Below are 12,571 nucleotides of genomic sequence, written 5' to 3'. Positions count from 1 at the left end.
ACGGAACCCGTCAGGCGAGAGAAGAGGAGATGGTCTCCTCGACCGCCCGCAACGCGTCGTCGATCGCCTCAGGACGCGATCCTCCGCCCTGCGCCACATCGTCCTTGCCGCCACCGCCACCCCCAAGCGTCTTGGCGGCGACGCCGACGAGACGACCGGCCTTCAGTCCTCGCTCGCGTCCCGCCTCGTTCACCACGGCGACGACGACCGGGCGGTCTGAGGGCACCCCGGCAACGACGACGACCGCAGCGCGGTCGCTCGGGAACCGGCCGCGCACATCAAGGGCGAGCTTACGCAGATCATCAGCGGAGGTGCCATCAGGCGCGCGGTGGGTCACGACGGACACTCCGTCGAAGTCGCGGGCCTGTGCCGCCAGATCGCCCGCGACGGCGAGGACCTGGGCGGACCTGACGCGCTCCAACTCCTTCTCCGCGGTGCGCAGCCGGGTGACGATGCCCTCGATGCGCTCGGGCAACTCTTCCCGCCGGACCTTGAGCTGCTCGCTCAGCTGGCTGACCAGCACGCTCTCCCTGGCGAGGAACCGGAACGCGTCGATGCCGACGAGCGCCTCGACCCGGCGCACGCCCGCGCCGATCGACGCCTCCCCCAGCACCTTGATCAGACCGAGCTGGCCCGAACTCGCGACGTGGGTGCCGCCGCACAGCTCACGGGAGTAGTCGCCGACCTCGACGACGCGGACCTCGTTGCCGTACTTCTCGCCGAACAGCGCGAGCGCGCCCATGGCGCGCGCCTCCGCCTGCGAGGTGTAGTACGCGTTGACCTTGAGGTCGTTGATCAGAACGGCGTTGACCTCGTCCTCGACGTCGCGCAGCGCGGTCGGCGAGACCGCTCCGGCCGCGGTGAAGTCGAAGCGGAAGCGTCCCGGGGAGTTCTCCGAGCCCGCCTGCGCCGCGGACTCGCCGAGCGCGTTGCGGAAGCCGCGGTGCACCAGGTGGGTCGCGGTGTGGCTGCGGGAGATCGCGCGGCGCCGCTCGATGTCGATCTCGGCGTGCGCCTGGTCCCCGACGCGGATCTCGCCGTGCTTGACCTTTCCGCGGTGGACGATGAGCCCGGCGACCGGCGTCTGGACGTCGACGATCTCGACCTCGGCGCCGTCCGTGCGGATGATGCCCTGGTCGGAGAGCTGGCCGCCGCCCTCGGCGTAGAACGGGGTGCGATCGAGGACGACCTCGACCGTGGATCCCGCCCCGACCGCCGGGACGTTGGCGCCCTCGACGAGCAGGCCGACGATCTTCGCCTCCGCCGTCGTGTGGTCGTACGCCAGGAAGTCGACCTTGCCGGACTTCTCCAGGATGTCGCCGAACACCGAGATGTCCGCGTTGCCGGTCTTCTTGGCCGCCGCGTCCGCCTTGGCCCGGTCCCGCTGCTCCTTCATGAGCCGGCGGAAGCCGTCCTCGTCGACCTGGAGACCCTGCTCGGACGCCATCTCCAGCGTGAGGTCGATCGGGAAGCCGTAGGTGTCGTGCAGCTGGAACGCCTGCGCGCCACTGAGCGCGGAGGTGCCCTTGCGCTTGCTCTCCTCGACCGCGACGTCGAAGATCGCCGTGCCGGTGCGGAGCGTGCCGAGGAACGACGTCTCCTCCGCGTCGATCACCGCGTGGATGTTGGGGGCGTCGGCCACCAGGTCCGGGTACTGCTGGCCCATCACGGCGATGGTCACGTCGGTCAGCTCGTGCATGTACCGCTCCTCGCCCGCGCCGAGCAGGCGGAGGTTGCGGATCGCGCGGCGGAGCATGCGGCGCAGCACGTAGCCGCGGCCCTCGTTGGACGGCAGCACGCCGTCGCCGACCAGCATCACGCCCGCGCGCATGTGGTCGGCGACCACCCGGAGCGAGACGTCGGCGCGGTGGTTGCGGCCATAGCGCGTCTTGGTCAGCTCGGCCGCCGTGCTGAGGATCTTGTAGGTGGTGTCGATCTCGTAGATGTTGTCGACGCCCTGCAGGATCGCGGCCATGCGCTCCAGGCCCATGCCGGTGTCGACGCTCTTGGCGGGCAGCTCGCCGACGATGTCGAAGTCTTCCTTGCCGCGGACCGCGCCGAGCTGGAACTGCATGAAGACGTTGTTCCAGACCTCGAGATACCGGGTCTCGTCGGCGACCGGGCCGCCTTCCCTGCCGTAGTCGGGGCCGCGGTCGAAGTAGATCTCGGAGCACGGGCCGCCGGGGCCGGGCACGCCCATGTGCCAGTAGTTGTCCGCGAGACCGCGGCGCTGGATGCGATCCAGCGGGAGGCCGGCCTTCTTGTGCCAGATGTCCAGCGCCTCGTCGTCATCGAGGTAGACGGTCGCCCACAGCCGGTCCTCCGGGAAGCCGAAGCCGCCCTCGGACTCGGGCTTGGTCAGCAACTCCCACGCGAACGGGATCGCGTCTTCCTTGAAGTAGTCCCCGAACGAGAAGTTGCCCAGCATCTGGAAGAAGCTCGCGTGCCGGGTGGTCTTGCCGACCTCGTCGATGTCGTTCGTACGGATGACCTTCTGGGCGCTGGTCGCGCGCGGATACGGCGGCTTGCGCTGGCCGAGGAAGTAGGGCTTGAACGGGACCATGCCCGCGTTCACGAGAAGCAGCGTCGGATCTTCGGCGACCAGGCTGGCCGAGGGAACGACGGTGTGTCCGCGCTCCTCGAAGAAGCGCAGGAAGCGGCGTACGATCTCTGCCGACTCCATTTCAGCGGCCATCCTTTACGTCGTCGTATCTGGTGGGTTTTGTCTCAACACTGTCGAGCCGGAAGGCGGCCCGCAACTCGGTTTCCCTGCTCGCCGCCAGGTGGCGCACGTCGCCGGCGAACTCACCGAGTCGTCCGGCGTAGCCCGCCATCCGGCCGGCCGTACGCCTGGCCACATGGTCGGGCCGCAATGCCTGAAGCTTACGCATAGTCCAGACCGCGAGATACGCGCCCAGGGCCATGTAGAAGAGCCGCCGGATCATCCGCCCCGCCTCCCGGACAGGCCGCGCGCACCGGATTCACCTCGTGCCGCCTGACCGTCGAGGGCGCGGCGCGGGCTCGGGACGTGCTCGCCCGTCACCCGGCCACCGCGTCTTGCCAGCGCGGCCCGGATTCCGTGGCCCAGGGCCGAGATCTTGATCACAGGTCCGGCGAACAGCGTGGACGCGACCCCGGTGATCTTCACCATGTTGCCGCTGACGTCCTTGACGTTGTCGGTGATGGCCTCGACCGCGATGAGCTGGCGGTTGGTCTCCGCGACCGTGCGGCTCATGTCCTCGAGGAGCGGCACCACACGGTCGCTCAGCTCCGACACCATCTTGGTCGTCTCGACCAGCAGCCGGGCCAGCTTGACCAGCACTACGGCCATGAAGCAGACCAGAATCGCCCAGAAGGTGGCGACGATCAGGCCCGCGAGCTCTCCCGCGGTAAGCATTGCCGATCTCCCTAGATCACCGGAGCTGGAATGGCAAGACCCTATCGCGAACGCCCTGCCCGTCGGCGCGCACCACACGCCTGCCCTACCAGGCTCACGCGCCCGTCGGGTCGCCCTCGCCCCGGAGGAAACCGCGGATCTTCGACCATCTCTCGCCGAAACGGGCCTCGGCCCCGTGGCTGGTCGGCTCGTAGTAGCGGCGGTCCCTGAGCTCCTCCGGCACGTAGTCCTGCCTGACCAGGCCGTGCTCGAAGTCGTGCGGATACTTGTATCCCTTGCCGTGGCCGAGCTTCGCGGCCCCCGGATAGTGGGCGTCGCGCAGGTGACCGGGGACCTGTCCGATCAGGCCGCGCCGTACGTCGTCGGAGGCGGCGCCGATGGCCTTGACGACGGCGTTGGACTTGGGCGCCAGAGCACAGTGGATCACCGCCTGGGTCAGGTTGATGCGCCCTTCGGGAAGACCGATGAACTCCACCGCCTGCGCGGCGGCCACCGCGACCTGGAGGCAACTGGGGTCGGCCATGCCCACGTCCTCCGACGCGAAGATCACGATCCGGCGGGCGATGAAGCGGGGATCCTCCCCCGCCTCGACCATCCGGGCCAGATAGTGCACGGCCGCGTCGGCGTCCGAGCCGCGCATGCTCTTGATGAAGGCGCTGATCACGTCGTAGTGCTGGTCGCCCTGGCGGTCGTAGCGGACGGCGGCCTTGTCGGCCGCCTTCTCCACCACCTCGACCGTGACGTCGTCCGCGAGCAGCGCGGCGGCCTCCAGATAGGTCAGCGACCGGCGGGCGTCGCCCCCTGCCAGCCGTACGAGCTGGTCGAGCGCGTCGGCCCGCAGGGTGACGCGGCCGTCGAGGCCGCGCGGATCGGTGACGGCACGCTCCAGGACGGCCCGGATGTCGTCCTCCGACAGCGGCTCGAGGGTCAGCAGCAACGACCGGGACAGCAGCGGCGAGATGACGGAGAAGAAGGGATTCTCCGTCGTCGCCCCGATGAACGTGACCCAGCGGTTCTCCACGGCCGGGAGCAACGCGTCCTGCTGCGCCTTGTTGAACCGGTGGACCTCGTCGACGAACAGCACGGTCTGCCGGCCCGTCATGCCCAGGTCCCGCCGGGCCTGGTCGATGGCCGCGCGGACGTCCTTGACGCCGGCCGACACGGCGGACACCTCGACGAACCGCCGCTTGGTGGCGTTGGAGACGACGTAGGCGAGCGTGGTCTTGCCCGTTCCCGGCGGCCCCCACAGGAACAGCGACATCGGGGCCTCGCTCTCGACCAGCCGTCGCAGAGGCGTCCCCGATCCGAGGAGGTGCCGCTGGCCGATCACCTCGTCGAGACCTCGCGGCCGCATGCGGACGGCCAGCGGCTCCTGACTCTTGTGGGCCTCCTCGGCCGCCGAATCGAACAGACTGTCCACAACCCAGAGGGTACCGTCAGTAGGCCCAGACGGCCCTCGCGCCGCTGTCGCCGGCCCGGAACACGTAGTAGGCCACGACGAGCGCCAGGACGACGGTCACGACGGACAGCACGAGGCTGACGGCCCGGGCCGAGCCGGCAGGCGCCGTCCCCGGCTCGCGGTGGGGACGCGTCAGGTAGACGAGCACCAGCGCGACGACGCCCAGCCCGATGGTGGTGAAGAGCAGGGGGTTGGCGAAGCTCGAGTGCTCCACGACGGGCGGGGGGATCTGGCCCTTGAACAGGCGCGCCTCGAGCGCCTCACCGCTCTGCCTGGCGGCGAAGACGGCGGCGGGAGCGGCGATCGCGGCCACGACGAGTGCCCAGTCGAGCCGGCGGCGGAACGCGGGGAGGACGACGTAGGCGATGCTCAGCAGCACGAGCAGTGGGGTGAAGACCACCGCCGCGTGGATGATCAAGGGGTGGGCGGGGAGATCGAGGATCTGGTCGAACATGTGCATCGCTCCTGAGCTGGATCCAGGCGTGGTTTCACTCTCGCTGCACTCTCATACGGATTCCAGCGGCAAGAGGTTCTCCCAAAACCCAAGTCATCCCAGAATTTCCCCAGATACCCCACCCGCCCCTCCCCCCGGCGTGATCATGCACAGGTTCGGAGAATGCGCCCTCCAGCTGCCCGAACACGGATCGTGATCATGCACGGGTTCGTGAATGTGGCCACTGACCAGCCAACTCCCCGGCCGTGATCATGCACACATTCGCCGAGATGGGCCGCGACCTGCCCGTTCACTCTTCGTGATCATGCGCAGGTTCGGCGAAATGGCCTCTCACCTGCGACTATGCCGTACGTGATCTGGCAATCAGAGCATCATTGCCAGATCACGTACGGCATCATCCCAGGCAGACCGGCATGCTCCCGAACCTGTGCATGATCACGCTCGGCATAGCCGCAGGTCAGCGCACACATCCACGAATCCGCGCATGATCACGCCCGGCGTTTCCGCAGGCCGACGTGAAATCCCCGAACTTGTGCATGATCACGGGGAAGGTGGCCGGTGGGTAGGGGTCAGGTGGTCGGCTTGGGGTCCTTCTGCTTGGCGTCCACGCCGGCTTCCTTGCGCTGCGCGCCCGTGATGGGCGTGGGAGCTCCCGTCAGCGGGTCGTAGCCGGACGCGGTCTTCGGGAAGGCGATCACGTCCCGGATCGACTCGCCGCCCGCCAGCAGCATGCAGATCCGGTCCCAGCCGTAGGCGATGCCTCCGTGCGGAGGCGGGCCGTACTTGAACGCCTCCAGCAGGAAGCCGAACTTGTTCTCCGCCTCCTCCTTGGAGATGCCCAGCACGTCGAAGACCCGCTGCTGCATCTCGGCCCGGTGGATACGGATCGAGCCGCCGCCGATCTCCATGCCGTTGCAGACCATGTCGTACGCGTAGGCGAGCGCCTCGCCGGGGTGGTCCTGGAAGTTGTCGGCCCACTCGGGCTTCGGCCCGGTGAAGGGATGGTGGACTGCGGTCCAGCCGCCCTCACCGTCCTCCTCGAACATGGGGGCGTCGACGATCCACAGGAACGACCACTGGGACTCGTCGATCAGGCCGCACCGGCGGCCGATCTCCAGTCGCGCCGCGCCGAGCAGGTCCCGCGAGGCGGAGGCGGCGCCGGCGGCGAAGAAGACCGCGTCACCCGGCTTCGCGCCGGTCGCCTCGGCGAGGCCGGCGATCTCCGTCTCCGAGAGGTTCTTGGCGACGGGGCCGCCCAGGCCGTCCTCCTGCACCAGCACGTACGCCAGGCCGCGGGCGCCGCGCGCCTTGGCCCAGTCCTGCCAGCCGTCGAGCTCCTTGCGGGTCTGCGACGCGCCGCCCGGCATGACGACCGCCCCGACGTACGGCGCCTGGAACACCCGGAACGGGGTGCCGGAGAAGTACTCCGTGAGGTCGACGAGCTCGACGCCGAAACGGAGGTCCGGCTTGTCCGAGCCGTACCGCGCCATGGCGTCGGCGTACGTCATCCGCGGCAGCGGGGAAGGCAGCTCGTAGCCGATGGTGTCCTTCCAGATGCGCCCGATCAGAGCCTCGCCGAGCTCGATGATGTCGTCCTGGTCCACGAAGGACATCTCGATGTCGATCTGGGTGAACTCGGGCTGCCGGTCGGCGCGCAGGTCCTCGTCGCGGAAACAACGGGCGAGCTGGTAGTAGCGCTCCAGGCCGGAGACCATGAGCAGCTGCTTGAACAGCTGCGGGGACTGCGGCAGGGCGTACCAGTTGCCCGGCTGCAGCCGTACGGGCACGAGGAAGTCGCGAGCGCCCTCAGGCGTGGAGCGGGTGAGGTCCGGCGTCTCCACGTAGACGAAGCCGCGCTCGTTCATGACGTCGTTGGCCAGGTAGGTCGCCTGGGACCGGATCCGCAGCGCCTGGGCGACCTGCTGCCGCCTGATGTCGAGGTAGCGGTACTTCAGCCGTGCCTCCTCGGAGACGCCGGTGCTGCCCTCGATGGGGAACGGCAGGGGCGCCGACTCGCTGAGCACCTCGACCTCGGAGGCGACGACCTCGATCCCGCCCGTCGGAAGGTCGGGGTTCTCGTTCCCCTCCGGCCGTACGCGGACCTCGCCCGTGACCTTGACGCAGTACTCGGAGCGCAGGTCGTGGGCGTGATCCTCCTCGCGGAAGACCACCTGGGCCGAGCCCGACGCGTCACGCACGTCGATGAACACCACCCCGCCGTGGTCGCGCCGGCGCGCCACCCAGCCCGCCAGCGTCACCTGCTGGCCTGCATGCTCCTTACGAAGCGTTCCTGCTTCGTGAGTGCGGATCACGAGAGTTTCCCCTTCAAAACGTCGACGACCTCGGCCAACGGCACCGCGGTCTGCTCACCTGTTGTCAGGTCTTTCACTTGCACGGCTCCCGCCTCGATGTCCCGCTCCCCCAGGATCAGGGCGAAACGAGCACCACTGCGGTCGGCGGCCTTCATGGCGCCCTTGACGCCCCGGCCGCCGAAGGCCATGTCCACCGCCATGCCGTCCCGGCGCAACTCGGCGACCAGCGAGAACATCCGGCGCCTGGCCTCCTCGCCCAGCGGGACGGCGAACACCTCGACCTGCCCCGGACGCTCGGACAGCAGCCCTTCCGCCTCCATCGCGAGGACCGTGCGGTCGACGCCGAGGGCCCAGCCGACGCTGGGCAGCGCTGGGCCGCCGATCATCTCACTCAGGCCGTCGTAGCGCCCCCCGCCGCCCACTGCGGACTGCGCGCCCAGACCGTCGTGGACGAACTCGAAGGTCGTCCGCGTGTAGTAGTCGAGGCCGCGGACCAGTCGCGGGTCGTCGGTGTAGGTGAGGCCGGCTCCCGTGAGCAGGCTGCGGACCTCCTCGTGGTAGGCCTTGCAGGCCCCGCAGAGGTGGTCGGTCACGAGCGGCGCGTCCACCAGTTGCGCCTGGACCTCGGGGCGCTTGTCGTCGAGGACCCGCAACGGGTTGATCTCGATGCGCTGCCGGGTGGCCTCGTCGAGGTCGAGCCCGCGCAGGAAGTCCTGCAGCGCGGCCCGGTAGGCGGGACGGCACTCCTTGCAGCCGAGCGAGTTGATCAGCAGCCGCACGTTCTTCAGGCCGAGCGAGGCGTAGCCGTCGCAGGCCAGCACGATCAGCTCCGCGTCGAGCGCCGGGTCCTCCGCGCCGAGCGCCTCGGCGCCCACCTGCGAGAAGTGCCGGTACCTGCCGGCCTGCGCCTTCTCGTAGCGGAAGTAGCTGCCGGAGTACCAGAGCTTGATCGGCAGGGCCCCGCCGTACAGGCCGTGCTCGAGGACGGCGCGCACGACGCTGGCCGTTCCCTCGGGGCGCAGCGTCAGGGACTGGCCGCCCTTGCTCTGGAAGGTGTACATCTCCTTGGTCACGATGTCGGTCGACTCGCCGACCCCCCGCGCGAACAGGCCGGTGTCCTCGAAGGCCGGGGTCTCGATGTACCCGTAGCCCGCGCGGCGGGCGGGTGCCGTCAGCGCGTCGCGCACGATGAGTGCCCACTCCGAGCGCGGCGGCATCCAGTCGAAGGTGCCCTTGGGCGCCTGAAAGCTCATTACAGTCCCCTGCTAGGGCCGCTGTGCGGCACCACTTCCCTGAGAAAGGGGTTGGTGGCCCGCTCGCGGCCGATCGTCGTCTGTGGTCCGTGGCCGGGCAGGACCAGCGTCTCGTCCGGCAGCGTCAGCGTTCTCGCGAGGCTGCCCAGGATCGTCGCGTAGTCGCCGCCCGGGAGATCGGTGCGGCCGATGGAGCCGGCGAACAGCAGGTCGCCCGAGAACAGGACCTCCGCGTCCTGCGCGGGATCCGTGTCCCCCAAGGGCGTCCTGAACGTCACCGACCCCCTGGTATGGCCGGGGGCATGGTCGACCGTGATGTCCAGACCGGCGAGCCGCAGGGTGGCCCCGTCGGACAGCTCCTTGACGTCGGCGGGCTCGCTGAACTCCAGCCCGCCGAACAGCTGACCCGCCTGAGCCGAGAATCCCTTGCCCGGGTCCGACAGCAGCTCGCGGTCCTCCGGATGGATCCACGCGGGAATGTCACGCGCGCCGCAGACCGGCGCCACCGACCAAACGTGGTCGATGTGCCCGTGGGTCAGGAGCACGGCCACGGGCTTCAGCCGGTGTTCCCGCAGCAGTTCGTCGAGGCCGTCCACCGCGTCCTGACCAGGATCCACGACGACGCACTCCTCGCCTGGGGCGGGAGCGACGACATAGCAGTTGGCCTGGAAGGACCCTGCGGGAAACCCGGCGACGAGCACGGAAGCGCCTCTACGTCTCGTGACGATGTATCAAGGATTACGCGAGCGAATGTAACCGAAGGGTACCGGTGCGGGTCGGCGGGCTGCGAACCAATACCCGTGTGCCGATACGATTCGCCCACCTCAATAGTCATTCTTGGAGCAGTCGAGCCGGATGCCATACAGCGGCGTGCCGTTCACGGGAGGATCTTCCGTCCTCTCCTGCGGCGGCGCACCGTGGCCGACCGGCATCCGGCGACACGACCAATGAAACCAGGCAGTCGGGAGGACGCAGTGGTCACCGGCAAGGATCGTCAGAAGCAGCTGGCCCGCGAGCACTATCAGCGGCAGATGCAGGCACGGACCGACCGTCAACTACGGGCACGGCGTGTCGCGATCTTGGGGACCTCCACGGCCGTGGTGGTCGTGATCGGTGGCATCGTGGCCGCGATCGCGCTTCTAGGCGGGACCGACGGTGACGTGGCGACCGCGTCCGCGGCTCCGTCGGCGAGCGCTCCCGCCACCGACGCCCCCGCGGCCGCCGAGCCCACGGCGTACAACCCCGCGACCGGAACCTGCGGCTACGTCGCCGACCCCGGCAGCGGCCAGGTCAAGGATGTCGGCCTGCCGCCCGCCAAGGTCAGCACCGACGCGGGCACGATGACCATCAAGACCAACCTCGGCGACATCGTCGCCAAGCTGGACGCGGCCAAGGCGCCGTGCACCGTGGGCTCGTTCCGGTACCTGGCCTCCAAGAACTACTTCAAGGACACCAAGTGCCACCGGCTGGGGACGGACTTCCCGATCCTGCAGTGCGGCGACCCGCTCGCCAAGGCCGACGGCAAGAACGCCACGGACGGCCAGGGCGGCCCCGGCTACCGGTTCGTCGACGAGAACCTCGAGGGTGCGAAGTACACGCGTGGTGTGTTGGCCATGGCCAACAGCGGTCCCAACACGAACGGAAGCCAGTTCTTCATCGTGTTCGGCGACACGGGGCTCAACGCCGCCTACACACCCTTCGGTACCGTAACAAAAGGACTTGAAATCCTCGATAAGGTCGCCAAGCAGGGCATACTTCCCGGCGGTACGGGTGACGGCACGGGCGCTCCCAAGCAGACCGTGGAAATCAAAGACGTGACAATCACGGGCAAGAGCTGACGTAATACAACCAAGGGCATTTCGGGCCCTGGAGGGCTGATTCAAGTGCGGGAGGACGCGGTGACCACCGACCCGTGGGGCCGGGTAGACGCTGACGGCACCGTCTACGTGCGTACGGCTGAGGGAGAACGGGCCGTCGGGTCCTGGCAGGCCGGCGAGCCTGAAGAGGCCCTGGCCTACTACCGCCGCAAGTTCGACGAGCTGGCCGGGCAGGTCCAGCTCCTGGAACAGCGGGTGAAGGGCACCGACCTGGCGCCCGCTCAGGCCGAGTCGAACATCGCGAAGCTGCGGGAGGCGGTCGCAGAGGCGCACGCCATCGGCGACCTCGCGTCCCTCCAGGACCGCCTCGCGGCGCTCACCGACCTCGTCGGCAAGCGCCGTGAGGAGGTCAAGGCCGCCCGCGACCAGGCTCGCGTCCAGGCCCGGGAGACCAAGGAGCGGATCGTCGCCGAGGCCGAGCGCATCGCCGAGGACGCCACTCACTGGAAGTCCGGCGGCGAACGCCTGCGGCAGCTCATCGACGAGTGGAAGGCCGCCGAGCGCATCGACCGGGCGACCGAGGCCACCCTGTGGAAGCGCCTGTCCACCGCCCGTACGGCTTTCGCGAAGCGGCGCAAGGCCTACTTCTCGTCCCTCGACGAGCAGCGCGACGCCATACGGAGCTCCAAGGAGCGGATCGTCACGGAGGCCGAGGCGCTCGCGTCCTCGACCGACTGGAACGCCACGGCGGCGGCCTACCGCGAGCTGATGCGGCAGTGGAAGAACGCCGGGCGCGCCTCCCGCGAGGCCGAGGACGAGCTGTGGGGCCGGTTCAAGGGCGCCCAGGACCAGTTCTTCCAGGCGAGGTCGGCGGTCTTCGCCGAGCGCGACGCCTCGTTCGCGGCCAACGCGGAGGTCAAGGAGGCCCTGCTGGTCGAGGCGGAGCGGCTCCTGCCCGTCACTGACGCCCGTACGGCCCGCAGCGCCTTCCGGAACCTTCTGGAGCGCTGGGAGGCCGCCGGCTCGGTGCCCAGGGAGATGCGGGACAAGCTCGAGGGCGGCCTGCGCCGCGTCGAGGACGCCGTCCGCAAGGCCGAGGAGAACGAGTGGAAGCGCTCGAACCCCGAGGCCCGCGCCCGCGCCCAGGACACGGTCAACCAGCTCCGCCGCTCGATCGAGCAGCTTGAGACGCGCCTGGCCAAGGCGCGGGCCGGCGGAAGGGACAAGGACGTCAAGGAGGCCGAGGAAGGTCTGGCCGCCCGTCGTTCCTGGCTGGAAGAAGCCGAGCGCACCCTGGCGGAGTTCTCCTAAACCGCGCGTGATCATGCACAAGTTCGAGGAATGTGCCGTTGACCTGCCTCGACCTTGGGCGTGATCATGCACGGGTTCGTGGAGGGGGTTGCTGACCTGCCCAGGCTCGGGTCGTGATCATGCACACCTTCGGCGGAACCGTGATTGACCAGCGGTTACGTCTTCCGTGATCATGCACACGTTCGGGGAATGTTGCCCTGAGCAGGTCCGATTCCGTTCGTGATCATGCACGAGATGGTCGCGAAATCTGCGTGGGAGCGCTCCCGACGGAGATCGCTGACCGGCAAATGGCTTCCAGGACCCTCAGCTTCTCGATGCACGAACCACGGAGAATGCCCGCCAGGCACCGCGGCAGACCATGCCCGCTCCAGCCCGCACGCAGGCGCCTGCATGCGTCCGCATCATCCTCCGGCGGCCTCACGCCGAGGCAGTGCATGGCCGATTAGCACGCTGTGCATGATCACGAACTGCGTCGGGCCTGTTCAGGGGCACATTCCCCGAACGTGTGCATGATCACGGAAGACGTAACCGCTGGTCAATCACGGTTCCGCCGAAGGTGTGCATGATC

10 protein-coding genes are annotated in these 12,571 nt (G+C 68.8%); 2 read left to right on the top strand and 8 right to left on the bottom strand.

Features of this window, described 5'->3' with window-relative positions; all coding sequences use genetic code 11:
- Positions 1-10 precede the first annotated feature (10 nt).
- The 8 genes from alaS to Pmi06nite_RS36955 all read right to left on the bottom strand — a co-directional run bounded on the left by alaS (position 11) and on the right by Pmi06nite_RS36955 (position 9,576).
- The gene (gene alaS / locus Pmi06nite_RS36990) at positions 11-2,683 is read right to left on the bottom strand and encodes an alanine--tRNA ligase (RefSeq protein ID WP_203957883.1); all 2,673 of its coding nucleotides are present in this window, start codon (positions 2,681-2,683) and stop codon (positions 11-13) included.
- Between the two features lies 1 nt (position 2,684).
- Positions 2,685-2,945 carry a hypothetical protein gene (locus Pmi06nite_RS36985; protein WP_203957882.1) on the bottom strand — a complete coding sequence of 87 codons (261 nt, stop codon included), beginning with the start codon at positions 2,943-2,945 and terminating at the stop codon, positions 2,685-2,687.
- Entirely contained in the window at positions 2,942-3,397 is a 456-nt protein-coding gene (locus Pmi06nite_RS36980) for a DUF948 domain-containing protein (protein WP_203957881.1), read from the bottom strand. Before Pmi06nite_RS36980 ends, Pmi06nite_RS36985 begins: the two co-directional genes overlap by 4 nt.
- Positions 3,398-3,491: 94 nt before the next feature.
- Positions 3,492-4,817, bottom strand: a complete 1,326-nt coding sequence (locus Pmi06nite_RS36975) for a replication-associated recombination protein A (protein ID WP_239114459.1) — start codon at positions 4,815-4,817, stop codon at positions 3,492-3,494.
- A 16-nt stretch (positions 4,818-4,833) separates the two neighbouring features.
- Positions 4,834-5,310: a DUF2231 domain-containing protein gene (locus Pmi06nite_RS36970; RefSeq protein WP_203957880.1), complete on the bottom strand. Its 477-nt coding sequence runs from the start codon at positions 5,308-5,310 to the stop codon at positions 4,834-4,836.
- A gap of 569 nt (positions 5,311-5,879) precedes the next feature.
- Positions 5,880-7,622, bottom strand: coding sequence for an aspartate--tRNA ligase (aspS, locus tag Pmi06nite_RS36965; RefSeq protein ID WP_203957879.1), 1,743 nt, complete (start codon positions 7,620-7,622; stop codon positions 5,880-5,882).
- Complete coding sequence (gene hisS, locus Pmi06nite_RS36960) at positions 7,619-8,875, bottom strand: histidine--tRNA ligase (protein ID WP_203957878.1); 1,257 nt, start codon at positions 8,873-8,875, stop codon at positions 7,619-7,621. Before hisS ends, aspS begins: the two co-directional genes overlap by 4 nt.
- On the bottom strand, positions 8,875-9,576 hold the full coding sequence (locus tag Pmi06nite_RS36955; RefSeq protein ID WP_203957877.1) for an MBL fold metallo-hydrolase: 702 nt from the start codon (positions 9,574-9,576) through the stop codon (positions 8,875-8,877). Before Pmi06nite_RS36955 ends, hisS begins: the two co-directional genes overlap by 1 nt.
- Positions 9,577-9,849: 273 nt before the next feature.
- Between Pmi06nite_RS36955 and Pmi06nite_RS36950 the strand changes: the two genes are divergently transcribed.
- The gene (locus Pmi06nite_RS36950; protein ID WP_239114458.1) at positions 9,850-10,713 is read left to right on the top strand and encodes a peptidylprolyl isomerase; all 864 of its coding nucleotides are present in this window, start codon (positions 9,850-9,852) and stop codon (positions 10,711-10,713) included.
- Positions 10,714-10,773: 60 nt separating this feature from the next.
- The gene (locus Pmi06nite_RS36945; protein ID WP_203957875.1) at positions 10,774-12,003 is read left to right on the top strand and encodes a DUF349 domain-containing protein; all 1,230 of its coding nucleotides are present in this window, start codon (positions 10,774-10,776) and stop codon (positions 12,001-12,003) included.
- The last annotated feature ends 568 nt before the right edge of the window (positions 12,004-12,571 follow it).

Origin of the sequence: Planotetraspora mira (genome assembly GCF_016863275.1) — a bacterium.
GTDB lineage: Bacteria > Actinomycetota > Actinomycetes > Streptosporangiales > Streptosporangiaceae > Planotetraspora > Planotetraspora mira.
The sequence above is the reverse complement of the archived record's forward strand: the minus strand, read 5'-3'. Positions and strand labels throughout refer to the sequence as shown.